Origin of the sequence: Sulfitobacter sp., assembly GCF_036960155.1 — a bacterium.
Lineage (GTDB): Bacteria > Pseudomonadota > Alphaproteobacteria > Rhodobacterales > Rhodobacteraceae > Sulfitobacter.
This window is the reverse complement of sequence record NZ_JBALWB010000001.1, coordinates 230,154-253,890: the sequence shown is the minus strand read 5'-3', so window position 1 is coordinate 253,890 and position 23,737 is coordinate 230,154. Positions and strand designations below refer to the sequence as shown.

28 protein-coding genes are annotated in these 23,737 nt (G+C 54.5%); 16 read left to right on the top strand and 12 right to left on the bottom strand.

The window, feature by feature from the left end; all coding sequences use genetic code 11:
* Position 1: 1 nt before the first annotated feature.
* The 6 genes from V7775_RS01105 to V7775_RS01080 are packed head-to-tail and all read right to left on the bottom strand — an operon-like array spanning position 2 to position 5,833.
* Positions 2–1,330 carry a lyase family protein gene (locus V7775_RS01105; RefSeq protein WP_335750011.1) on the bottom strand — a complete coding sequence of 443 codons (1,329 nt, stop codon included), beginning with the start codon at positions 1,328–1,330 and terminating at the stop codon, positions 2–4.
* Positions 1,331–1,379: 49 nt separating this feature from the next.
* The gene (gene pcaD, locus V7775_RS01100) at positions 1,380–2,168 is read right to left on the bottom strand and encodes a 3-oxoadipate enol-lactonase (RefSeq protein ID WP_335750010.1); all 789 of its coding nucleotides are present in this window, start codon (positions 2,166–2,168) and stop codon (positions 1,380–1,382) included.
* Positions 2,168–3,361, bottom strand: a complete 1,194-nt coding sequence (locus V7775_RS01095) for an endonuclease/exonuclease/phosphatase family protein (protein ID WP_335750009.1) — start codon at positions 3,359–3,361, stop codon at positions 2,168–2,170. The genes pcaD and V7775_RS01095 overlap by 1 nt, the downstream gene beginning before the upstream one ends.
* The gene (locus tag V7775_RS01090; protein ID WP_335750008.1) at positions 3,358–4,326 is read right to left on the bottom strand and encodes a threonine ammonia-lyase; all 969 of its coding nucleotides are present in this window, start codon (positions 4,324–4,326) and stop codon (positions 3,358–3,360) included. The genes V7775_RS01095 and V7775_RS01090 overlap by 4 nt, the downstream gene beginning before the upstream one ends.
* Positions 4,323–5,147, bottom strand: a complete 825-nt coding sequence (locus V7775_RS01085) for an alpha/beta fold hydrolase (protein ID WP_335750007.1) — start codon at positions 5,145–5,147, stop codon at positions 4,323–4,325. Before V7775_RS01085 ends, V7775_RS01090 begins: the two co-directional genes overlap by 4 nt.
* Positions 5,147–5,833: a haloacid dehalogenase type II gene (locus V7775_RS01080; RefSeq protein ID WP_335750006.1), complete on the bottom strand. Its 687-nt coding sequence runs from the start codon at positions 5,831–5,833 to the stop codon at positions 5,147–5,149. The genes V7775_RS01085 and V7775_RS01080 overlap by 1 nt, the downstream gene beginning before the upstream one ends.
* A gap of 180 nt (positions 5,834–6,013) precedes the next feature.
* On the opposite strand from V7775_RS01080, the gene V7775_RS01075 reads away from it, so the two are divergent.
* Positions 6,014–6,448, top strand: coding sequence for an FKBP-type peptidyl-prolyl cis-trans isomerase (locus tag V7775_RS01075; protein WP_335750005.1), 435 nt, complete (start codon positions 6,014–6,016; stop codon positions 6,446–6,448).
* A gap of 128 nt (positions 6,449–6,576) precedes the next feature.
* Here the strand turns inward: V7775_RS01075 and irrA are convergent, their stop codons facing one another.
* Entirely contained in the window at positions 6,577–6,996 is a 420-nt protein-coding gene (gene irrA, locus V7775_RS01070; RefSeq protein ID WP_335750004.1) for an iron response transcriptional regulator IrrA, read from the bottom strand.
* A gap of 219 nt (positions 6,997–7,215) precedes the next feature.
* Here irrA and fabA point away from each other — a divergent pair, with 219 nt between their 5' ends.
* From fabA to V7775_RS01050, 4 genes are all read left to right on the top strand, one after another.
* Positions 7,216–7,725, top strand: a complete 510-nt coding sequence (fabA, locus tag V7775_RS01065; protein WP_335750003.1) for a bifunctional 3-hydroxydecanoyl-ACP dehydratase/trans-2-decenoyl-ACP isomerase — start codon at positions 7,216–7,218, stop codon at positions 7,723–7,725.
* 261 nt (positions 7,726–7,986) lie between these two features.
* Positions 7,987–8,562 carry a ubiquinol cytochrome C oxidoreductase gene (locus tag V7775_RS01060; RefSeq protein ID WP_335750002.1) on the top strand — a complete coding sequence of 192 codons (576 nt, stop codon included), beginning with the start codon at positions 7,987–7,989 and terminating at the stop codon, positions 8,560–8,562.
* Between the two features lie 282 nt (positions 8,563–8,844).
* Positions 8,845–10,074, top strand: coding sequence for a beta-ketoacyl-ACP synthase I (fabB, locus tag V7775_RS01055; RefSeq protein ID WP_335750001.1), 1,230 nt, complete (start codon positions 8,845–8,847; stop codon positions 10,072–10,074).
* 9 nt (positions 10,075–10,083) lie between these two features.
* Positions 10,084–10,875, top strand: coding sequence for an enoyl-ACP reductase FabI (locus tag V7775_RS01050; protein ID WP_335750000.1), 792 nt, complete (start codon positions 10,084–10,086; stop codon positions 10,873–10,875).
* A gap of 190 nt (positions 10,876–11,065) precedes the next feature.
* Here the strand turns inward: V7775_RS01050 and V7775_RS01045 are convergent, their stop codons facing one another.
* Entirely contained in the window at positions 11,066–11,935 is an 870-nt protein-coding gene (locus V7775_RS01045) for a DMT family transporter (protein WP_335749999.1), read from the bottom strand.
* Positions 11,928–12,380: a hypothetical protein gene (locus V7775_RS01040; protein ID WP_335749998.1), complete on the bottom strand. Its 453-nt coding sequence runs from the start codon at positions 12,378–12,380 to the stop codon at positions 11,928–11,930. The genes V7775_RS01045 and V7775_RS01040 overlap by 8 nt, the downstream gene beginning before the upstream one ends.
* A gap of 114 nt (positions 12,381–12,494) precedes the next feature.
* On the opposite strand from V7775_RS01040, the gene V7775_RS24675 reads away from it, so the two are divergent.
* On the top strand, positions 12,495–12,626 hold the full coding sequence (locus V7775_RS24675) for an HTH domain-containing protein (RefSeq protein WP_443070072.1): 132 nt from the start codon (positions 12,495–12,497) through the stop codon (positions 12,624–12,626).
* A 3-nt stretch (positions 12,627–12,629) separates the two neighbouring features.
* The gene (locus V7775_RS01035; protein ID WP_335749997.1) at positions 12,630–12,965 is read left to right on the top strand and encodes a helix-turn-helix transcriptional regulator; all 336 of its coding nucleotides are present in this window, start codon (positions 12,630–12,632) and stop codon (positions 12,963–12,965) included.
* 299 nt (positions 12,966–13,264) lie between these two features.
* Here the strand turns inward: V7775_RS01035 and kdsA are convergent, their stop codons facing one another.
* On the bottom strand, positions 13,265–14,110 hold the full coding sequence (gene kdsA, locus V7775_RS01030; RefSeq protein WP_335749996.1) for a 3-deoxy-8-phosphooctulonate synthase: 846 nt from the start codon (positions 14,108–14,110) through the stop codon (positions 13,265–13,267).
* Positions 14,111–14,126: 16 nt separating this feature from the next.
* Positions 14,127–15,239, bottom strand: coding sequence for a THUMP domain-containing class I SAM-dependent RNA methyltransferase (locus V7775_RS01025; protein ID WP_335749995.1), 1,113 nt, complete (start codon positions 15,237–15,239; stop codon positions 14,127–14,129).
* On the opposite strand from V7775_RS01025, the gene V7775_RS01020 reads away from it, so the two are divergent.
* Positions 15,238–15,705, top strand: a complete 468-nt coding sequence (locus V7775_RS01020) for a hypothetical protein (RefSeq protein ID WP_335749994.1) — start codon at positions 15,238–15,240, stop codon at positions 15,703–15,705. The two genes, V7775_RS01025 and V7775_RS01020, sit on opposite strands and share 2 nt — an antisense overlap.
* A 187-nt stretch (positions 15,706–15,892) precedes the next feature.
* Positions 15,893–16,117, top strand: a complete 225-nt coding sequence (locus V7775_RS01015) for a hypothetical protein (RefSeq protein WP_335749993.1) — start codon at positions 15,893–15,895, stop codon at positions 16,115–16,117.
* Between the two features lies 1 nt (position 16,118).
* Here the strand turns inward: V7775_RS01015 and V7775_RS01010 are convergent, their stop codons facing one another.
* The gene (locus tag V7775_RS01010; RefSeq protein ID WP_335749992.1) at positions 16,119–16,988 is read right to left on the bottom strand and encodes a hypothetical protein; all 870 of its coding nucleotides are present in this window, start codon (positions 16,986–16,988) and stop codon (positions 16,119–16,121) included.
* Between the two features lie 136 nt (positions 16,989–17,124).
* Between V7775_RS01010 and miaB the strand changes: the two genes are divergently transcribed.
* The 7 genes from miaB (at position 17,125) to lnt (ending at position 23,708) form a co-directional block, all read left to right on the top strand.
* Positions 17,125–18,441: a tRNA (N6-isopentenyl adenosine(37)-C2)-methylthiotransferase MiaB gene (gene miaB / locus V7775_RS01005; protein WP_335749991.1), complete on the top strand. Its 1,317-nt coding sequence runs from the start codon at positions 17,125–17,127 to the stop codon at positions 18,439–18,441.
* 248 nt (positions 18,442–18,689) lie between these two features.
* Positions 18,690–19,265, top strand: coding sequence for an OmpA family protein (locus tag V7775_RS01000; RefSeq protein WP_335749990.1), 576 nt, complete (start codon positions 18,690–18,692; stop codon positions 19,263–19,265).
* 13 nt (positions 19,266–19,278) lie between these two features.
* On the top strand, positions 19,279–19,599 hold the full coding sequence (locus V7775_RS00995; protein WP_335749989.1) for a hypothetical protein: 321 nt from the start codon (positions 19,279–19,281) through the stop codon (positions 19,597–19,599).
* Positions 19,600–19,727: 128 nt separating this feature from the next.
* Positions 19,728–20,753, top strand: coding sequence for a PhoH family protein (locus V7775_RS00990; RefSeq protein ID WP_335749988.1), 1,026 nt, complete (start codon positions 19,728–19,730; stop codon positions 20,751–20,753).
* A 4-nt stretch (positions 20,754–20,757) separates the two neighbouring features.
* A complete protein-coding gene (gene ybeY, locus V7775_RS00985; protein WP_335749987.1) occupies positions 20,758–21,285 on the top strand; it encodes an rRNA maturation RNase YbeY in 528 nt (175 codons plus the stop codon).
* A gap of 27 nt (positions 21,286–21,312) precedes the next feature.
* Positions 21,313–22,221: a hemolysin family protein gene (locus V7775_RS00980; protein ID WP_335749986.1), complete on the top strand. Its 909-nt coding sequence runs from the start codon at positions 21,313–21,315 to the stop codon at positions 22,219–22,221.
* Positions 22,218–23,708 (top strand): apolipoprotein N-acyltransferase, encoded by a 1,491-nt coding sequence (gene lnt, locus V7775_RS00975; protein WP_335749985.1) that lies wholly within the window; start codon positions 22,218–22,220, stop codon positions 23,706–23,708. Before V7775_RS00980 ends, lnt begins: the two co-directional genes overlap by 4 nt.
* Positions 23,709–23,737: the final 29 nt, after the last annotated feature.

Here is a 23,737-nt window from a genome sequence, read left to right as displayed (position 1 = left end):
GTTATTTTAACTCTTGAGCACGGGCAGCGAATGCGCGGGCCTCTTGGGGGGCTAGGCCAAGTGCCTGTGTTGGATCAAACAGGTCTTTGGACAAATCTGGATGGGCTTCGCGCGCCAGTGTTTCCAGAGGTACGCCTTTGTCTTGAGCGGCGCGGCATAATTCTTTGGTGAGCGCTTGCGCTTGGGGGCGGTGCATTTTGGCCGCCAGTGCAAAGCTGAGCGCTTCGGCGTGGATCAAGCCAAGGCCGCCATTCAATGTGGCCGCCATTCTGACTGTATCTGGCGACATCGATTTGGTCAGCGATTTTGCGTGTTGCAATGCGCTTGCGGCGTTGAGTGCAATTTGCGGCAGAACCATCCATTCGGTAAACCACGCGGCACCATCACGTTGGTGCAAATGCGAGGTTGCGGGGGCCAATGCCGCGCGCAGGCCCGTTACCTGATGTCCCAATGCGTGCAACGCCGAAGGCGCTACAGGGTTTTGTTTTTGCGGCATCGTTGAGGACGCGCCAGCCGCGCCAAGGCGCACTTCGCCTGTTTCTGTGCCCGTAAGGGCCACCAGTGTAGCCCCCATGCGGGCCAAGGTGGATACGACCTGCACCAACCAATCGGCAATTCGCAGGATAGGGCCACGATCAACATGCCAGCTGCGCGCGGGATCGTTCAACCCTAGCCCTTTGGCCAATGCCGCGCGGGTTTCAGCCGCCTGAGGTCCAAGGGCGGATGAGGTGCCCGCAGCACCAGACAGAGACACAAGCAACGAGGAATCGCGCAAGGCGGGCAGGGCCTCTACTAGGTCACACAGCGCATAGCCCCAGTCGGCCACCACAGCGCCCCAACTGGTTGGCGTCGCCTGCTGCCCATAGGTACGTCCGGCCATTGGCGTTTGCGCATGTTGCTTTGCTTGGCTTGCAAGATTTGCAATGATGTCTCGCAAATCTTGTTCGGCCAACAGCAGTAATTGGCGCAGGCGCAGCATCAGACCCGTATCAATGACATCTTGCGAGGTCGCGCCCCAATGCACAAATTGCGCGTGTTCGGGCGCATTCATTTCGGCACGAAATGCGGCCACAAGGCCCGGAACACTAACGCCATTTTCACCAGTGGCACGGGCAATGGCACCCGGATCAATTTGGATTTCCATTGTCGCGCGCTGGATCGCTTTGGCGCTTAGTTCTGGAATGATGCCTTGTTCACCCTGCGCGCGGGCCAGTGCGCCCTCGACCAACAACATTGCGCGCAAGGCGGCCGTGTCTGAGAATAACCTTCCGGCCTCACCTGTCGGGAACAAATGTGCGAAAAGGGGGCTGTCAAAAACGCTGGCTGCCATAGGTCTGTCTGCTCCGTCTGTGTTCTTACTTGGTGCCTTGTCGTATCTGTCAGACGTGACCAACACCAGTGAGGAAATCAGACAAAACTTGCGCGTATTCTTCGGGCTGTTCAACACAGGGCAGGTGGCCAGCGCGCCGGATCAGGTGGAATTTTGAGCCGGGGATCAGATCGGTTGTTTCGCGCACCAGATCTGGCGGAGTTGAGCCATCTTCGGCACCTGCGATCCCTAAACAGGGCAACCGCAAGCCACTGGTGGGGGTGTAGAAATCAGTCCCTGAAATTGCTGCTGAGCAGCCCGTATATCCATCGCTGGCCTGCTGGACCAGCATGTTGCGCCAAAGTTCGATCTGAGGATCGCTGCGGAATTCCTTTGAGAACCAACGCTCCATCACGCTATCAGCAAGGCTTTCGATGCCATTTTCGTTCACGGCTGAAATACGATCATTCCACATGGTTGCATTGCCGATTTTGGCTGCTGTATTGCTCAGCACAACGGCGCGGATCAGATCGAGCCGTTTGATCGCAAGTCCCTGCGCAATCATACCGCCAATGCTAAGGCCGACAAAAACGCAATTACGTACCTCTAGGTGATCAAGCAATTTCTCGCAGTCACCAACAAGAGCGCCCATCGAGTAAGGCCCCTTTGGTACAGTAGAAAGGCCGTGACCGCGTTTGTCATAGCGAATGATGCGCAGGCCCTTGGGCAGCAGTGGCAGGATAGGGTCCCACAACCGCATATCCGTTCCAAGGGAGTTGGCAAAAACAACCGGAGCACCATCTGCAGGGCCATCTACGCGGTAGTGTAGACGTACATCGCCAGCATCAAATAACTGCATCACTTCTCTCCTTTGAGCTTGATATGTGCCATAATCTGGCCGTGATCCGAGGCCAGCTTATTATAGGGCGCTTCGGGGTGGCTGCCATCGGTTAGGTGATCGTTGAGCACGCTGAAGTACTCCATCTCGCCAATGCCATCGGAAGTTTCGGGTAGGAAATGACGGGACATGTAAATCTGGTCAATGCTTTCGTAGACGCCGCCAAAGGCTGCGGTGAAAACCATGTCGCGCAGGGATTTGCGGGTGAACAGTTTTTCAGCGGCGTGCAGGCGCACGGTTTCGATATCTTCGGTGATCTGTTTGGCGTCTTTTTCGGAATAACGATCGCCGCGATGTTCTGCGTCATGGCGCAACATCCACTGATAATTCTTGAAAGGATGCTCCCCGCTGATGATTTCCGAACTCACTGCGTTTTCGGCATCGTTAAAATCACCCAACACCATTACCGGATTGCCGGCCTGCAGTTCTTGTACGATTGCACCGCGCAAAACCCATGCTTCGGCCATGCGGCGCATTGCGGCACGCGCTGATCCCAGCGCACGCCCTACGGCATCGTATTGTGTTAGGTCGCTTTCAGGAGCAGGGCCACCATCACTTGGGCGCACAAATTCGCCCAGCTTGGACTTGAGGTGGCAATTAAAGACCGTGATCACGTGATCCCCAACAGGGACGCGCACCTTTAGGATGGGTCTGCTAAGGCGGCTGATGCGGAAAAAGCCGCCGTCTTCGTCACCATCCGCAAAGGGGATGTCCAAGGGCTGGCCTAAGTCCTGAATAATTTCAGGTTCACCGACAAATCCAAAGCGTGACAAAACAGCCAAACCGGGGCGGCGATGGCCCGGTTCACCGTCGTGCATATTGGGCGCAAATGCGATTTCGGCATCGCGGTAGCTGCCATAGGCCAGTTTATCAAAAATCGCGCGTTTGCGATAACGTTTGCTGCCATCGGGCAGTGAAAATTCGTTGTGATCGTCGCCGTATTTATCAGCCAGCGTGATCATGTCGCGCAGGCTGTCTTCGTCAAATATCTCTTGGAAACCAACAATATCGGCGTCCAGCGTGACCATCTGATCCGCAAGCCAATCGCGTTTCCACGCGTATTCCTCTGGGGTGTAGGATTGGAACTGGTAGTATTCCTTGTCTGCGCCGATCAGGTTTTTAACGTTAAAACTTGCGATGGTGAAACGGGTCATAACTGCTCCAATGCACGGGCGAACATGGCAGGATCCACGTTGCCGCCTGATATTGTGACGATAACGTCATCCCCTTTGATTTCGTCGCGCCGGTACAGGGCTGCAGCAAGGGCTGCGGCACCGCCGGGTTCGGCGACCAACTTAAGGCGCAAGAACGCCTGCGCCATCGCGCCAAGCGCCTCGGTCTCGTTAATGACAAGGCCGGGGCCGCATAGCCGCTTCATGATCGGAAAGGGGATATCGCCAGCTCGAGGTGTGATGATGGCGTCGCAAATATTACCTGATGTGGCAGTGTTGCTTTCGATCACACCTGATCGCAGCGAGCGGGCGACATCGTCAAATCCTTCAGGCTCAGCGGGGCGCACGCGCAAGGTAGGGGCGTCGGCCTCTAGCGCGAGCGCAATTCCTGAGGTCAGTCCACCGCCACCGCAGCACACAATGACGTCTGCGTTGGTGATGCCCATCGCATTTGCGTCCTCAGCGATTTCCAACCCTGTGGTGCCTTGCCCCGCGATGACTTGCGGTTCGTCAAAGGGTTTTACCAAGGTCAGGCCGCGCTCACGGCTGAGACGGTCACCGATTTCGTCGCGGTCTTCAGAACCACGTTTGTACAACACAACCTCGGCACCGTACGCACGCGTATTTTCGATCTTAAGCTGAGGTGCGTCCGATGGCATGATGATCACAGCTGACGTGCCATGCATGCGCGCAGCAAGTGCGACGCCTTGTGCGTGGTTTCCAGATGAAAACGCAATGACACCATTGGCGCGGATTGCAGGGTCCAAGGCGCTAAGAGCGCTATAACCTCCGCGAAATTTGAAGCTCCCGGTGTGCTGTAAACACTCAGGTTTAATCCAAACACGTCGGCCTGCGATTTCGTCAAGGAAGCCGGAGTTTAGCAGTGGGGTGCGCAGGGCGTGACCGTGAATGCGGGCGGCAGCTGCGCGGATCATTTCAATATTCATAACATGGCCTCGATCCATTTATTGAGGGCTGTGACTGCCTCGGGTTCATCTAGGAATGGGATGTGGCCCCGATCAGGAACGCGGCCCAAGATCATATCAGGGCGGCGTTTTTGCATCTCTGTTACTGTATCAACTGATAACAGGTTGGAGTTCAGGCCCCAGATTAACACCAGCGGCAGATCCGCCATCGCATCAAAGAACGGCCACAGATCAGGCATCATCTGCTCACCAGCGGCAAGCACCGCGTCGCGCAGACGTTTGTCATAGGTGATGTGCAGGCCATCGGCGTCTTGTGTGTAGTGTTTGCGCGCTTCTTCCAGCCAGCGGCCTTCGGGCATATTGGTAAATTCGGGAAAGGCCTGCGCCATCGCGGCTGCGGCGTCTTCAAAAGTTTTGGCGGCGGGATTACGGCCAATGTAATCTTTGATGGTCTCTATACCTTTGGGATCGATCACAGGCCCTACATCATTAAGTGCAATACCTAGCAAGCGATCCTTGGCCCCCATCGCCAGACCCATCGCATTTAGCCCACCACGCGATGTGCCGATGATAGCAACCTTCTCCAGACCCAAATGATCCAGCAGCTCGATCACATCGCGGCATTCGACGGGAAGGGTGTAGTTCTTCCAATTGGGATCAAAATCCGATTTCCCACGCCCACGGTAGTCAAGTTTGATCAAGCGGTGATCGCTGAGGTGCGGGGTCACATAATCAAAGTCGGCAGTGGTGCGGGTCAATCCGGCAAGACACAGGATCGGCAAGCCAGCGCCTTCGTCGGTGTAATACAGCGAAAGCCCGTCTGAGGTGGTGAAGTTTGCCATTAGATCCCTGCCAGTGCGGGGATGCCCGTGAGATCGCTTAGCATGTGGGCGGGTTTCCATGGGAGTCGATCCATTGGATCGCCACCGCGGTTCACCCAAGCGGTGGTGAAGCCATAACCAGTTGCGGCTGCAGCGTCCCATCCGTTGGAGGATACAAACAAAACCTCCTCTTTGGCACAGCCAAATTCGGCCCCTACCAGATCATAAACGCGCGCATCCGGTTTGAAGATGCCAACGCTTTCTACGGACAGGAGTGCGTCCAAGACACCGCCAATGCCTGCGCTGTCCACCGCACCCTGCAGCATTGCGGGTGAGCCGTTGGAAAGGATGCCCGTATTCAATCCTGCGTCCTTTAGAGCGTGAAGCATTGTAGGTACCTCAGGGTAGGCGCTTAGTTCCCAATAAAGTTGCAACAGCCGTTCGCGCAGCGGCGCATCTCCGCCATGGCCTGTCTTTTCTAACGCCCAATCAAGGCCTTCTTGCGTGACTTGCCAGAAATCGCAATGGGCATCGGCCACAGCGCGCAGCCAGCTGTATTGCAACTGCTTGAGGCGCCAATGCTCGGCCAATTGGGGCCAGTCATCTTTTATGGCGGCGTAAGCGGGCTCGCTGGCTGCTTGGCGCGCGGCAGCGGCCACATCAAATAATGTGCCATAGGCATCGAAGATACAGGTGGTGATAGGCATAAGGGCTCCGCGTATTTTCGGGTCAATTTATCGTACACTTGCATGGGGGTGGCGTCTGGAAAAGGGCGAAATGGGGGTTGTGGTTTTGTGCAGGGCTTGAAAAGATATGGCCATCTTTTGGAGCACCCGTGCAGATACGCGGCCTCTACCCCTTTTCCCCGATCAGAATGGAGACGAACAATGGCCGAAGTTAAGGCAGGCGACACTGTGCATTTGCACTACACAGGTACACTTTTGGATGGCAGCACCTTTGACAGCTCAGCTGGGCGCGAACCGCTGCAGTTTGAAGTAGGTTCAGGTCAGATCATTCCGGGTTTGGATGTTGCGATTCCTGGCATGAAAATTGGCGATAAAAAGATCGTGAAAATTGGTGCCGATGATGCATACGGCCAGTTGAACCCTGAAATGCGCCAAGCTGTGCCTCGCGAAGGCATTCCTGCAGACATCCCGCTGGAAGTTGGCACGCAGTTGCAAATGCAAACACCAGACGGGCAGGCAATGCCTGTGACTGTGGTTGAAGTGGATGAGGCAACTGTAACGCTAGACGCCAACCATCCACTGGCGGGCAAAGACCTACAGTTTGATATCGAACTGATGAAAATCGACGCGGCATAATCCCTAATCAGGGGGCGCTGTACATCAATGTGTCCTGAAACGGTTTTGCAAAAACGAATGCGCTGTCCGAAACATCGGATGGCGCATTTTTTTAATTACAGGCTTGAGTGATCGACGGTCTGTCGAGCTTACGCTTTTTTGCGCAACCGGATTACAACATCCACTGACGCAATCTCGGCACCTTCGGGCGCATCGGGAAGTTGCGCGATCACCAACTGGTCTGAAGGCGCATCCGTTAGGCGCGCTTCGTCTTCCCAAAAGAAATGTGGATGGTCGTGAGTGTTTGTATCGAAATAGCTGCGCGAGCCATCAACGGTGACTTCTTGCAGCAGGCCTGCATCGCAGAACGCGCGCAAGGTGTTGTAAACCGTCGCTAGGGAAACGCTATCGCCGCCATCTTTGGCCGCATCAAACAGGCTTTCGGCAGTGACATGCCTGTCCTGGCCATCTCCCACAAGCAGCGAAGCCAGTACCACACGCTGACGCGTTGGGCGCAGGCCTGCAGTCGCAAGCCACTTGGTTCCGGTTTCTAGGTGGGTATCAAACATGATCTGCCTCGTTGCGAAGTAGTTGCAATATAGAGTGCGAAGGGCGGCAATTTCAATTGCAAATGCTGCCTGAGGGTATTCATGACATGTAAAATGAGCCGATAGTGCCTATTTGAACAGTGCATTGCAGCAGGTGCTGCGACAATTAGCTCCCCCTTGCAGCCGCGTAAGCCTCGGTGTTAGGTGGAAAACAACATAAAATCGCGCAGGAGATACCCCATGGCAGACTACCCAACGAGCTTTGACAAAGAAGACTTGCTGAAATGTGCGCGTGGAGAATTATTTGGTGAGGGCAATGCACAGCTGCCCGCACCGCCCATGCTGATGATGGATCGCATCACCGAAGTCTCCGGCGATGGCGGCGAACATGGCAAAGGTCACATCGTGGCCGAGTTCGACATCACCCCTGATCTTTGGTTCTTTGATTGCCACTTTCCGGGTAACCCGATCATGCCCGGATGCCTTGGCCTTGATGGCTTGTGGCAACTGACAGGGTTCAACCTTGGCTGGCGCGGCTGGCTGGGACGCGGCATGGCTGTTGGCGTTGATGAAGTGAGGCTAAAGGGCATGGTGCGTCCTGACCGTAAAATGCTCACTTACAAAATTGATTTCACCAAAGCGCTCCAAACACGACGCCTCACCATGGGGGTGGCGAATGGTATCGTCGAGGCAGACGGCGAAGTGATTTACGAGGTCAAAGGACTGAGGGTGGCATTGAGCCAGAGCTAACTCTGTTAACCTGAGAAAGCGCGTCACGATATGGTGTCCCAGAACACCACCGTTTGCCTGATGAAGCAAACGGTGGTGTTTTTGTTTTGTCTTAATGATGGTTCGGTCTGATCCCAAGCCTATCTTGTTCTCCTAGGGTGATTGGGACAGCGGGCTGTCTCTTAAACTGCTTTCTTCTGAGGGTGCCAATGGTTAAGTCCAGTAACAACCGCACTTTCAGAAAGCGGTGACAGCTTGAGCTTTTGATAGAGTAAGAACAAAATGAAAAAGAAGAGCGTCACGCTTTATTACATGACAGCAGGGTGGCTGCTGCTGGGAGTGATCATAGGTGGACATTTTCTCTTTACCAGCATGAAGCCAACAGCTGACGTGAAGGCAAAGTATCGAACCAACGTACACAGAATTTGGATAGATGAATTGGAACCCGGCGATGTCACCGTGTTTCACGTTGACCAGAAGCCAATTGTTGTCTGGCACCGTGACCTAGAAGAGATTGCTACTGCGATGGCGCAGCTTGAGCCGGAAATCTCAAGAGAAGAGTGGTCGACAGCGCTTACCGACGGGACGCTAGCACTCGAAATTGGCGCAGATGCGTATACACGTTTAGAATGGTTCATTGCTAGCGCAGTAAACGTCGACGGGATAGGCTGCATTGTGTTGAGCAAAACTGGAGATTACGAGGGATTCTTTGATCCTTGCCAAGGAACTCATTTTGATCTTTGGGGGCGCTCCCTAAAGGGACCAGGGCCACAAAGTCTTAAAGTAACTCCCGCTCAGTTCAGTGATGATCGCCTAACGGTGTTGCTTGATCTAACAGAGATGCCAAAGACAAGATGAAATTGGAAACATGCTGCACACGCGCCTTCATTTCTACAGGCAACTTTGTCAGCAAAGTGGATCTGCCCTCAATCAGCAACACTACCTTGAGTGCTCTTGGAACCGATCACTGTTTTTGACGAGATGCATGTGCAGCGTTTAGGATATCAAAATGCCAGCCATCCGTTGAAGTTTGCACCCAAATTCGCTAACGCTCTCATAGCGGTAGGGTGGGGCGAGTTGCTTGCGCCGTGCTGCGGGCCTGTCCTAAGAAGGGGCAGAGAAGTTTAGGGAGTGCTGCATATGCGCCGCGTCGTCGTCACAGGGCTGGGAATTGTCTCATCCATCGGGAACAATGCAACCGAGGTCAAAGCATCGTTGAAAGCGGGCACCAGCGGTATTGTCGCCTCTGAATCCATGACCGAGCACGGCTTTCGCAGCCGGATTGCTGGTACTCTCAAAATCAAACCGTCCGAGCATATCGACAAGCGCACGTTCCGCTTTATGGGCGATGGCGCGGCTTATGCCTACCTTGCGCTGGGTCAGGCGATTGAAGACTCTGGTCTGGGCGAAGAAATGGTTTCGAACCCGCGCACAGGGTTGGTTGCAGGTTCTGGTGGGCCGTCAACGTCGGCCATGCTGGCGGCGCATGATGTTGTCAAAAACACTGGCGCGACCAAACGCATCGGGCCGTTTGCAGTGCCAAAATGCATGAGCTCAACAGTGAGCGCGAACCTGTCCACGGCCTATAAAATCAAAGGCATCAACTATTCCATCACCTCGGCCTGCTCGACCTCATTGCATTGCATCGGTAACGCGGCTGAACAGATCATGATGGGCAAACAGGACGTCATGTTTGCTGGTGGTGGAGAAGAGCTAGATTGGACGCTGTCCTGTCTGTTTGACGCCATGGGAGCGATGAGCAGCAAATATAATGACACACCAGAGCTGGCCTCTCGCGCGTTTGACCAAAACCGCGACGGTTTTGTTATCTCCGGCGGCGGCGGCATGGTTGTGCTGGAAGACTTGGAACACGCCTTGGCGCGCGGTGCCAAAATCTACGCCGAAGTCACGGGTTACGCTGCGACGTCTGATGGCCACGACATGGTTGCCCCAAGTGGTGAAGGTGGCGAGCGCGCAATGCGCCTTGCGCTGCAATCGTTGCCAGAAGGCCGCAAGGTCAGCTATATCAACGCACACGGCACCTCGACGCCTGTTGGTGACGTGGGTGAAATCGAAGCAGTCCGCCGCGTATTTGGCCAAGGCAGCACGCCGCCCGTTAGCTCAACCAAGTCCATGACAGGCCACGCGCAGGGTGCTGCGGGTGCATTAGAGGCAATCTTCTGCCTGTTGATGTTGGAAGGTGATTTCATCGCGCCGTCCATCAACGTGCAGGAACTCGACGATCGTCTGGACCCAGCCGAGATCGCAACGACGCGCGTAGACGGTGCGGGCCTAGACTCGGTGATGACCAACTCGTTCGGGTTTGGCGGCACTAACGGATCAATGATCCTCTCGAAATACCAAGGTTAGGATCAAATAATGACCGGAATGCTGAGCGGAAAACGCGGACTAATTATGGGCGTCGCAAATGAGCGCTCAATCGCATGGGGCATTGCAAAAGCAATGGCCGAGGCGGGCGCTGAATTGGCGTTCACCTATCAGGGCGATGCATTTGGCACACGCCTCAAGCCACTGGCTGAGAGCGTTGGTTCTGACTTTATGGTTGATGTGGATGTGACGGATGATGCGTCGCTGGATGCGGCGTTTGACCAGCTGGGCGCGCGTTGGCCGACAATTGATTTTGTGGTTCATGCCATTGCGTTTTCCGACAAATCCGAGCTGACAGGCCGTTTCCTGAACACCAGCCGCGCGAACTTTAAACACTCGATGGATATCTCAGCCTATAGCTTTATCGAGGTCGCGCGCCGTGCGCATCCGATGATGAATGAGAATGGCGGCACGCTGCTGACGCTCACGTATCAAGGTTCTAACAAGGTTGTGCCAAACTATAACGTCATGGGTGTGGCCAAAGCGGCACTTGAAAGCGCTACGCGCTATCTAGCGAATGATCTGGGTCCTGAAGGCATCCGTGTTAACGCGATTTCGCCTGGCCCGATGAAGACATTGGCAGGGGCCGCTATTGGCGGTGCGCGCAAGACTTACAAGCACACAGGTCTGAATGCCCCAATGCGTGAGAACGCGACGCTGGCAGCGGTTGGTGGCACGGCGGTTTATCTGGCCTCTGATGCAGGCGCCTGCACCACGGGCGAGATCATCCACGTTGACGGCGGTTACCACGTGTTAGGGATGCCGCAGGCTGAAAACCTCTGAAGGGTTTCTCGGTTTTAGATATATAGAAGGCGCTGCTGCAAAGCGGCGCTTATTCTATCTCTGAGCTGTTGAACTTTTGCCGGAAACCGGACCTGATGCTAAGCGCATGGAAAGACCGCTTCGAGCCCACTTTACCGGATGCTGCACTGCGTTTGAATGTCAGCTTCGGTGTAGATAGTGCGCACCTCCTTTAGCGCCGTCTTTGTAGCAAAATATGCGTCAGCACCGCAGCAAACACGATTGCTCCGCCTGTCGTGGTTTCGACGCCCGGTGTTTCCGCGAACAACAACCACACCCAAATTGGTGCAAGCGGGGCGTCCAGCGCGCCGATTAAAGCCGTTTCGATAGCTGGCAATATTCGGGCACCCAAGGTGAACAAGGCGAGCCCGATAGCGGAGTTCACGAGACCGAAAAGTGCAAGCAAGCCGAGATCATATCCGCCAACTGCAAGTCCCTGACTGAAGGGTATGGCGACCGCACTGCTCAATAGTGCCGATACACAGGCGGCAGGCATTGTCGGAATGTTTTTGTATCGACGCGAGATCACCATCATCGCAGCAAGAGACAGGGTCATTCCGAATGCGAGGGCATCGCCTGATAAAGACCCCTCGCTGCCAAAACCAACAATAACCGCGACACCCGCCAGAGAAATCACACTTGCGATGATAGCGCTTCTAGAAGGCCGCTCATCGATGACGAGCCAAGCCATTGCGGCGGCAACGAAGGGCACAGTTGCGTAGATGATCGACACATGTGCGACCGTCGTCATCCGCAGCGAGGTGATGAAACACAACATCCCGAAGGCTGAAACGACAGCAAAGAGCCAACCTGGCCAGCCCATGCGGCGATAGTCGCTGATAGCCGTGCGCCCTTGCAGGGCGATCGCAACCGCAAGAATGCCAAGTGCGCCGAACAGCCCCCGCCAGACAAGCATGGTGCCGACATCCAGCGAGATGATGCGTGTGAATAGGCCAGCCGTGCTCCATGCAATAGCAGAGGCGGTGACGAGTGTGAGGCCCAACCGGTAGCTGGAGGGCGATAGAGTGGCAGAGTCAGTCATTAGATGTTTTCCAGTCACCGCTCTTGTTCCACCAGCGATGCGGATTGTTTTTATCGTCAAGCCCCTTACAGGTGCTGCGCAGTACATCCTGAACGGTTATGACGGGTTCATAATAGCTACTGACTTCGTAAATTGCCTCGATGACCTGATCAAGAACAGCCGTATCGCGAGGGATTAAAAACCGGACTTCATCAACATTCGGGCGATGGCGAACCTCATCTTCCGCCCCTGTAGGCGTGCCTTCCAGCGGACGATAAATTTCAACCCCGCCGCGCGCTTGATAGGCGTTACGGTCTGTCTTTCCGTGTTTTAGAGGGACAGTTTTGGTGATCTCGCCGAAGATACGATCCACATCTTCTTGCGGTGCTTGATAGGCGACCTGCCAAAGCGGCTCCATCGTCATTGGTCGGGTTTCAAACCCTGCTTTCAGGATATCCTGTGCCATCGTTATTTCCTTTGCGATTGTGCATTGGAAGCCACTTTAGGGACACACTACTGACATGGGTCTGTCAGCAGTGATGTGCCATTCGTAATTATTATTTGTAGGATCGGATATCAAATGCGCTCAACCCGAATGATTGAGATCATCCAGTTGCTTCGCTGTGCGAATGAGCCCTGCACTGCTCAGCAAATTGCTGATGCTTTAGAGGTTACGAAACGGACGATTTATCGCAATATAGTTTCGCTTTAAACGATGGGTGTTCCCATCGAAGGAGAGGCTGGTGTAGGTTATGTGATGCAGCGCGGTTACAACCTCCCACCAGTGAATTTCGATATTGAAGAAGCAGAGGCTATTTCGGTTGGATTGAGCATGATTTCCCGCACAGGCGATAAGGGCCTAGAGCAGGTGGCAGCAAGGGCGGCTCGCAAACTGTCCGAGGTAACAGAGCTCGGCAAATCCCTGTTCTCGTCGAGCTGGGGGGTAAAAACGCCTATGCATGCTGATCTTTCTGACATCCGGAATACCGAGCGAACGATACGACCGATTGCCATGATCTACTACGCGGAAGCTGCGGTCATCGCGGCGTGAGTTGCGCTAAGACTTCCGCCATTTCAGAGCCGACAGAATTCTATCCTGCGAAACTCTGAAAGAGAAATATCTTGGGACAGGTGCTGAACTGAGACGTCACTGGGAGGATACACAAGGAACCAGTTTTTAGTCTGCGAGTTGATTATTCCCCTTCGAGCGGCTTTCCAAAATGCCGAACAGGGCTGATTGCGGCCATTGGTGCATTTGATGCGAATGACCGATCTGTCCACACTGCGGCCGTCGATACTAAATTGGACCAACGACCACTTTTGGACGGAATACCTGCGCTTGTTTCAGTCTTAAGCGATATCCAATGGCGGTAAGGATTTCACCACATCATCCACCGCTTTCATCTGGGTAAGGAATTGCTCCAGCTTGTCCAACGGCAACGCGCTTGGGCCATCACAGAGAGCATTATCAGGGTTTGGATGTGCCTCAAGAAAGAGGCCCGCAATCCCGACACCCAAACCTGCGCGGCCCAATTCGGCGACTTGTCCACGACGGCCACCAGATGCGGCACCACCCGGATCGCGCATTTGCAGCGCGTGGGTGACATCAAAGATGATGGGGGCATCGTCTGACACATCGCGCATGGTGCGAATGCCCAGCATATCCACAACTAGGTTGTCATAGCCAAAGCAGGCACCGCGTTCGCACAGCATGATCTGGTCATTGCCGCATTCACGCAGCTTTTCGACGATGTTTTTCATCTGGGGTGGGCTGATGAACTGGGGTTTCTTGACGTTAATCACAGCGCGGGTTGCGGCAACTGCGGCGATCAGATCGGTCTGGCGGGCAAGGAAGGCGGGCACTTGAAGGATGTCACACACTTCGGCCACGGGCGCGCATTGGGCCTCGGTGTGGATGTCGGTGATGACGGGTACGTTGAAGGTGCTTTTGATCTCTTGAAAGATCTTCAGACCTTCTTCCATGCCGGGACCACGGTAGGAATGCACAGACGAGCGGTTGGCCTTATCAAAGGAGGCCTTGAACACGTAAGGGATGCCCAGCTTTGTGGTGACTTCCACATAGGCCTCGGCCACCTGCATAGCCATGTCGCGGCTTTCGAGAACATTCATGCCCCCGATTAGGGTCATGGGTAGATCATTGCCAATGGTCAGGTTTGCGACGTTGATATGGGTCATATTGGGATGTCCTTTGTTATCTTAACGGCGGAGTTTGCCACAGCCAGACCTTCATGCCGCCATGCGCGATGGCGGGGCCTTGGGGTTTCCACGGTAGGGCAGTTGCTTTTGCGAGGGAAGGCTCACTGGTGACTAGCGCCACGCGCCAGCCCTTAAAGCGGGTTAGCAGGGTTTTGCCAAGTGTGCCGTATAGCGGGTAAAGCAGTTGCTTGTTGCCGATGCGCGCCCCGTAGGGTGGGTTCACGATCACAAGGCCGGGAGGGCCTTCAGGCGGTGTAAGTTCACCGGCGGGGCGATTGACGAAATGTGTAAGGTCTTGGATGCCAGCGCGTTCGGCATTTGCCTGAGCCATGCGAATGACACCTGCGTCGCGATCTGACCCATAAAAGTGAGCTGGGGCTGTGCGCGTCGGAACATCCTTCATCTGGGCGAATGCGTCGGCGTCATAATTAGCAAGCTGCTGAAACGCGAATTCGCGGGTGCGCCCCGGCAACAGACCTGTGGCGATTTCGGCAGCCTCAATCGGGAATGTGCCTGAGCCACACATCGGGTCCACAACGGGTTCTTTTCCGGTGTATCCAGCTTGTCGCAACATCAGCGAGGCCAGCGTTTCGCGCATTGGCGCTTTGCCAACGGCCTCTTTGTGGCCGCGCTTGTGCAGGCTTTCGCCCGATGTATCGAGGCTGAAAAGGACCTGATTGTCGTCAATGCGGACCTTGAGAACTAGCGTGGCCTCTGGATCAAGCGTGAGGCCATGGGTGTCGGTCAGCGCGGTCTCGACCCGTTGGGCGGCAGCGCGTGCATGGTAAATCTTGGACGCCTTGGTTGTGACCTGCACGCGCAATGGAACGTCTGTACGCAACAGATCACCAAAGGGAAACTTGCGGCTGCGTTTGTCGAGCTGGGCAAGGTGGAATGCCATAAAGCCGCCGATGCGGGCCAGCACACGTGTGGCACCGCGCAACACAAGATTGGCGCGCCAAACATCTGGCCATCCTCCCTGAAGCGTCACGCCCCCCGGTACGGCGACAGCTCCGGCAAAGCCACATTCAAGTGCTTCTTCGCACAGCACAGATTCCAGTCCCGGCACGGTCACCAGAAAAATCTCAAAGGGTTGGGGATCATTCATGCGGATGGGTCTAGAGGCTGTAGGCGTCGCCTGCACGCTGTTTTTGTGTGTGTCGTCAAAATATCGCCGTGATTGCCAGTTAATCGGGGGCATGGAATTTTCAGAAACATACCGCGAAGAGCGGCTGATCAATCGCCGCTCCCGTGGGCGCAAGGCTCGTATCTTGGGTCGTATCATCGGATTCGGGCTAAGTGCTTGTCTGCTTATGGCGCTGCGCACTGACCCGCAATTGCGCGACATGGTGCAGGATTTGACGCTTGCCGTTATCGGCGGTGGTGACGCGCAACATGCAAGCGCAGAAGACGTGAGAAACGATGCCATTCGCGGTCTTGGCTATACCCCAGGCAGCCAAGAGGCGCAGGCACTGGAGCAGTTGGGTATTTCAGGCGAGCGACCTCAAGCAAGACCAAACACGGGCCAAATGCCGCAGAGCCGTATCAAGATCAATCGACCGGGATCAGGGTGACATACGGAATTCCAGGACGACGTGATCCACGGTGTGCTGAGGTTTTTAATTCCGGTTCAGTCGGTTATGGCTAATTTCCTGACCAAGCTGCTTTGCAAATTTGGCGTGTTTGTTCGTGTCACTGCTGATGATGTCGATCAATCCTATGTTTTGAAATTGGGCCATTGAAAATGGCTGGCAGTTTGGCATGCTCGCAATCCCGATGGGTTTTGCGGATTGGCTTGCGCTTTCATACTCAGGTTTTGCCAGCGTCAAACTTGTGCTGATCGCATTGGGCATGTTGTTGTTGGTAATCAGTGTGATGACAAGTATTGCTGGCCGTTTGATCAAGAAGCCAAGCAAGGGCTATGGGCCGCGCGCCATCAGGCAGAGCACTAGCCAGCGCCGGATGATTTACCAAAAAGGTGAGTGATTCAGAACCATTGCCCCGGTTCCATCAATCCCAAATCAAGCAGTTGGCGGGAATGCCATTCAAACGGGGCAGAGTTGTGCCATTTGAACGTATCAATATCGTATCTGCTGCCAGGGTTTGCCTTGAGCGCCTTGGCGGTGCGGAACGAACAGACAGTGGCGGTAATGTTGTGGTGCCACGGGCAGGCATAAGTATTGTACTCTTCATCCGAGAAGGTGTGATCGTCTCGCAAGGTCAAACCGGGAGTAGCGCGGAACAATGCGACACGGTCTATTTTGCGACGTGCGGCGGGTACGTGCTCTTCATACCGCCAGCGCAACCCGCCATAAAAATCTAGCTGTCGTTCCTTTGGGTGTCCGTCATTCATTGGATCAGGGCGCGCCAATGCGTAATACCCCGAACGGTCAAGATGGGCGCGTTCTAGTGAAACTGCGTGAGGGTGTTCATCTAAATCATCTGCATAAAGATCGATGATGTAAGTGAGCATAGAATCGCGACGTTCTTCAGTATGAAACGCCAGCATTTCTGTGATCGCGCGGGTCTCACAAAACGGGAAGAACAGGTATTCAGCATTGTAGCAGTAATAAATCCACTGTCCGGGGGCGGCTTTGATGAGGGCATTGATGGCCTTCTCGGTCGCGCCTACGAGAGACATTTCATAGTCGATACGGTGGGCAGTTTCTTGCAAATCACGCGGCAGATCGAACTGAGCAGGCATGAGAGCCAACACCATTTCAAAACCTGATTGCAGATGGTGACGCAGGGTTGTGTCAATTTCGACATCGTCTTCGACCAGCACAACGGCGATGGGCCCTTTGGCTAGGGCAGCCCCTTGTTGGATGATGAACTGGTCTAATGAAGAGTAACGCATGAAATACTATGGTATCCGGTTCGGTAATATACAAGTTGCGCACAGAATCGGTTAATTCGGCGTGCATTGCAAGATGCCGCGCACGCTGATACTTCGCGCGGCATCCTTCCCAAACGATTATCCGTAGGCGCACATCATGTCCGAGACCAAAAACGACACACCCAAAAAGCTCTTTATCAAGACCTATGGCTGTCAGATGAATGTCTATGACAGTGAACGCATGGCAGAGAGCCTTGAAGGGTATGTGCAGACAGACACCGCTGAAGATGCGGATATGATCCTGCTCAACACATGCCACATCCGCGAAAAAGCGGCTGAAAAGGTGTATTCTGAACTGGGTCGCATGAAGCCGCTTAAGGAACTGAATCCTGATCTCAAGATCGGTGTGACTGGGTGTGTGGCGCAGGCTGAGGGTGCCGAGATTATGCGCCGCCAACCTGCTGTTGATTTGGTTGTGGGTCCTCAGTCTTACCACCGTTTGCCGCAGATGGAGGCGCGTATCCGCGAAGGGAAAACCGCGCTCGACACGGATTTTCCCGAAGAGGACAAGTTTGCGCATCTTAAGGGGCGAGGCGGCAAAGCACGCCGCGCACCCGCTGCATTTTTGACGGTTCAAGAAGGCTGTGACAAATTTTGCGCATTTTGCGTGGTGCCGTACACCCGTGGTGCCGAGGTGTCGCGTCCTGCGGACCGCGTTGTTCATGAGGCCCAAGAGCTGGTTGAGCGGGGCGTGCGCGAGGTCACTTTGTTGGGGCAAAACGTCAACGCCTATCACGGTGGCATGACACTGGCGCAACTGGTCCGCGCCCTAAGCAAAATCGACGGTCTTGAGCGTATTCGCTATACCACCTCGCACCCGAACGACATGGACGACGATCTGATTGCAGCCCACGCAGATACGGACAAATTGATGCCCTATCTGCACCTGCCAGTTCAGTCGGGATCGGACCGTATCCTTAAGCGCATGAACCGCAGCCACACGGCTGAAAGCTATTTGCGCCTGATCGAACGCATTCGCGAAGTGCGACCTGACATTATGATGTCAGGTGATTTCATCGTGGGCTTCCCTGAAGAGACAGAAGAAGATTTCCAAGCCACAATGGATTTGGTTGAGCAAGTCAACTACGGCTATGCCTACAGCTTTAAATATTCCACCCGCCCCGGAACGCCAGCAGCGACGCGTGCGCAGGTTGACCCTGCCGAGGCGGACGAACGGCTGCAGCGCTTGCAGGCCCTGATCACGCGCCAACAGCGCGCCATTCAGGAAAGTATGGTAGGGCGCGATTTATCAGTTCTAGTGGAAAAGGTTGGCCGCAAGGATGGTCAGATGTTGGGAAAATCTGAATATCTCCATGCTGTTCACATTGAAAATGCGACCGCGCAAATAGGGGATGTGGTTCCTGTGAGGATCACCCGAGCGATGACAAACTCGCTGACGGCGCAACAAATCTAGGGGTTTGCCCGTCTAATTGGGCTTTGATCGCATCAAAGTGGGCGAATTTGAGGCAAATTGACCCAGCGGAACATACAGGGTCCTATTAAATGCACCTGAATTTGCGGTTTTCCGCAAAGTACCCACCATATGTGGCACATAGTTCTTTCCTAGTCCCATAGTTTTGCCTAAGGTATTCGAATATGGAGCTTTCTGGGGCGCGTTGCGTTCTAAGTACGCTTCGGGGGAACAGAAAGAGGAAAAGAGCTGTGGCGAACACACTTTTCAAAACACTTCGGTTGACAGCAGGAGCAGCGATGATTGCTGCACTTGCTTTGCAGGGCGCCGCCGTGAGTGCGCAAACAAAAAGCCAGTCTGGCCGCGATAAGGGCCAGTATATTCCAACGATCTGGGTCGACCCTGATGGGTGTGAACACTGGGTTATGGATGATGGTGTTGAAGGTTATATGACACCGCACACAAGCCGTCAGGGTATTCCTGTTTGCCGTCGCGGCAATGTTTGTGGCGTGATGCAAAGCGATCAGTTCTTCTCAACAAACAGCGCGCGCGTTTCCAAAAGCGGGCAGCAGCGTTTGCAGGAATTCTTTAGCAGCTCCGAAGCGACTAGCTTTATCATCACAGGTCACACAGATAGCCGTGCCTCTGACGCATATAACATGCGCCTGTCATTGAACCGCGCGAACTCGGTTGCCAAGGTTGCCAAAGCATCGGGCGCACGTGTCGCTGATGTGCGCGGATACGGTGAGCGTCAGCCCGCCGCATCCAATGGCTCCGCTTCTGGCATGGCAAAGAACCGCCGCGTCGAAATTATCTGTGTTCGCTGAGGGGATTAAGCATATGAACATTCTTAAAATCACCGCGCTTGTAGGGTTGGCCACATTGGTTTCAGCCTGCGAGGACTTTCAGCTTCGCGCAAATGGTCCTGATAAAACGGTTGATGGCGGCATTGACAAAAAGCACCTGAGCCAGCTTGAAGCAGGTATTTGGGTTGATCCCAACGGGTGTGATCACTGGATCATCGATGACGGCGTTGAGGGATACCTTTCTGCGCGTCTCGATAAATACGGTAAGCCTGTATGTTCTGGCGTTGCTCCGCCTACACATACTGTTGGCGATTTCAAAAAAGGCGCAACAAGCATCATCGGCGATCCGATCTAATTTGTTGCATTTGACACGATATAATGAGGGCCGCGTGCATTGCACTGCGGCCCTTTTTCGTTTGGGCACTGGCATTGGTGCACATCACGTCTTATCTCATTTATCTGAACGCCTGAAAGGAACCGCTCTTGTCTCAATCTGATACGCTCACACCTGAAACAGGTCCGCCCGGTCCTGTGCTGGATTTCTCCGATAACCGTTTGCTGATCGACCTTTGCGGGCCTTTTGATCAGCATCTGGCGTTGGTCGAGAAGGCGTTGGAGATTCAGATCGTACGACGCGGTAATTTCTTGACCCTACTGGGGGAGCCGCAGGCGACTGAGCGGGCGGCGCAAGTTCTGCAGACGCTTTATGCGCGCCTTGAAGGCGGACGCAGTGTTGAGCCTGCTGATGTAGAGATGGTTTTACGCATGGGCACTTCGGCGGAAGATACGGGTGTGCGTGACGGCGATCAGATTGAAATGCCAATCAGCGGTGGCATAGAAATCCAGACCCGTAAAAAGCGGGTTGAGCCGCGCACCAAAGCCCAAAAAGCCTATGTTGAAGCGCTGTTTAATAATGAGCTGGCATTTGGCATTGGTCCTGCTGGCACTGGCAAAACCTATCTGGCGGTTGCTGTGGGTGTCTCGATGTTTCTGTCTGGCAAGGTTGATAAGATCATCCTCAGCCGGCCCGCAGTTGAGGCTGGCGAAAAGCTTGGCTTTTTGCCCGGAACGCAGGATGAAAAAGTCGATCCATACATGCAGCCCCTGTATGATGCGTTGAATGATTTCTTACCGGGTAAGCAGCTTGCCAAGTTACGTGAGGAAAAGACGATCGAGATCGCGCCGCTTGCCTTTATGCGGGGTCGTACGTTGTCCAACGCGTTTGTAGTACTGGACGAAGCGCAAAACGCTACCGCGATGCAGATGAAGATGTTCCTAACGCGCTTAGGCGAGGGATCGCGGATGGTGATCACGGGAGACCGTACCCAAATCGATTTGCCGCGTGGGCAGGCCTCAGGGTTGGCGGATGCGGAGCGTTTATTGAACCGTATTCCCAAGATCAGCTTTAGCTACTTTACCTCCAAGGATGTTGTGCGCCACCCGTTGGTCGCCGCGATCATTGAGGCCTATGAAGCCGAGGCTGAACGCGCCGTGAAGCGCGACGGTTAGGCAGTTGGACACGCTTGATATTCTTATTGAGGCGCCTGTTTGGGATGAGGCCATGCTGACGTCATTGGCGCAGCGCGCGGTGGTTGCCACGCTGCAACACATGGCGCTGGTGCCAGATGAGTGTGAGGTCGCGTTGCTGGCCTGTGATGATGCACGCATTGCGGTCCTCAACGAAGAATTCCGCGACAAGCCAACACCTACCAATGTGTTGAGTTGGCCTGCGCAACCGCTTGCGCCGCCTGCGGAAGGCATAGCGCCTCCAGCGCCGCAAATCGGCTATGACGGGATGCTAGAACTGGGTGATATTGCGCTAAGCTATGACACTTGCGCACGCGAAGCTGTCGAATCATCCAAACCGTTCGAGGATCATTTGACCCACCTCATTATTCACGGAGTGTTACATTTACTGGGGTATGACCACCTTACAGAGGGCGATGCATCGCTTATGGAAGGAATTGAGGTCGAAATTCTTGGTAATTTGGGGTTAGATAACCCATATTATATCGATAACACGATTACAGGTGACCAATGAGGTCGCCGCTTCCAGAGACAGGACCCAATGGGCGACACTGACGGATCTTCTATCGCTGCGCACAGCGCGCAGAATCAAACTCCTTCCAATGACATATCCCAGCAGGGCGAACCCCACACGGGCCGAAGTGGCTTTTTCAGCCGTGTAATCGGTGCGCTCAGCCCTTCTGATGTTGACGATAGCACCCTGCCTACTGCCGTGAACAACGAACGGGGCACTACAGGTATGGGCAATTTACGCCGTATGCGTGTGGATGATGTGATGATCCCAAAGGCGGATATTGTTGCAGTCAGCCAGACGACGACGATGGATGAATTGGTGGCGGTTTTCAAAGAAAGCGGTCTAACGCGCCTCCCTGTTTATGACGGGACCCTTGATACACCTATTGGTCTAGCACACCTGAAAGATCTGGCTTTGCAGTTTGGGTTTAACGGAAAACCCAAGAATTTCGATCTGTCCGAAATGACACGCCCGCTGGTCTATGTGCCCCCATCCATGACCATCGGTGTTCTGCTCAGCAAAATGCAAGCCGAGCGGCGGCACATGGCGCTGGTTATTGATGAATACGGCGGTGTTGATGGCTTGGTCACGATCGAGGATTTGATCGAACAGGTTATTGGCCAAATCGAAGATGAGCACGACATTGATGAAGGTATCTATTGGTCAGAAGAGAAGCCTGGCCAGTACCTTGCGCTTGCCAAAACGCCTCTGTCTGACTTCGAAGAAGAAGTGGGCCTGTCGCTGACCGAACATGACGATGTGGACGAAGAAGATATCGACACATTGGGTGGGTTGGTCTTTATGCTTTCTGGGCGTGTACCTGCGCGCGGCGAGGTTGTTGTTCATCCTGATGGACCCGAATTTGAAGTGATGGATGCTGACCCACGCCGCATTAAACGGCTGCGTGTTCGGATGAACGGCTCTCCTACGGGATGAACGGCCGTCTTAAGTGGGTCGCGCTGCCAGCTTTGAGTGGCGCAATTGCGGCCCTAGGGCAGGCGCCTTTTAATCTACCTGCGATGATGCTTGCTGGTTTGGCGCTTGTCGCGTTCCTGATGGGCGAACGTAAACCCACAGCTGCACAAGCGGCCGCTATGGGATGGGCATTTGGCTTTGGCTATTTTCTGATCTCACTTCACTGGATTGTCTCACCCTTTCTGGTTGATGCGCCGCGGCACGGTTGGATGGCCCCTTTTGCAGTGATTCTGATGGCCGCAGGCGGTGGGCTATTTTGGATGGTGGCGTTCTGGGCTGCGCGCAGACTAGGGCAAAACGTGGCATGGCTAATCCTCACTTTGCCGGGAATTGAGTTGCTGCGCGCATATATTTTTACGGGATTCCCGTGGGCCTCTCCTGCGCAAAGCACTGTTGATAGCTTGATGGGGCAGGGGCTGGCAGTGATCGGGCCACATGGGGTGAATGTTGGCGTGGTTGCAATTGCAGTTGCGATTTCACAATTGAGACCACGCGGGCGCTATCTTGGTACTGCTTTGGCTGTTGGGATGGCTCTGCCGATGGTTTTGCCGTTTGTACCAACGGACGTGCAGCTGACTGATCATGTTGTACGGTTGGTGCAACCCAATGCACCTCAGCACGAAAAATGGGATCCGGAGATGATCCCGATCTTTTACGATCGTCAGCTTCGCTTTACGGCTGCCCCACCGACCAAAGGAATGCAGCCCCCAGCGCTGGTCATCTGGCCAGAGACAGCCATACCTTGGACCCTGAACCGTAGCGGCATTATCCTTGAAGAAATTAGTGCTGCTGCTGGCGGTACTCCAGTTATTTTAGGGGCACAACGCAGTGAAGAAGGGCGTTACTACAACGCGCTGGCGACGCTTGGTTCGCAGGGGCAAGTGACCCAGATATATGACAAACACCATCTAGTCCCGTTTGGAGAATATGTCCCACTGGGGGATTTTGCCGCGCGGTTTGGCTTTTATGGGATGGCCCCCCAGCACGGCGCAGGGTTTAGCAGTGGGGATGGTGCTCAGTTGATGGATCTGGGGCCGCTTGGACGCGCGTTGCCGTTAATTTGTTACGAGGCAGTCTTTGCCCATGACGTCAACTCAGCACCTGAGCGTCCAAATTTTATCATTCACGCCACCAATGACGCGTGGTTTGGGACTTATGCTGGCCCGCAACAGCATCTCGCCCAGGCTCGTATGCGCGCGATTGAGCAGGGTTTGCCAATAGCCCGCGCTGCAAATACTGGCATCACTGCTATGATCGGTCCGCGTGGGCAGATTCTGGACAGCATTGGTTTGGGGATCGCAGGGTACATTGACTCCCGGCTGCCTCTGCCGCGCTCACAAACAATTTACAGTCGTACAGGCGATCTACCTTTGGCCGTTTTAATGGTTTTGTTCCTTGGTGTTGGGGTGTTGCGCGCTGTGGCGAGACAGCGCACGCAGTCTGAATAGCGATTGACCCGATGCGCACAGAAGCCTAG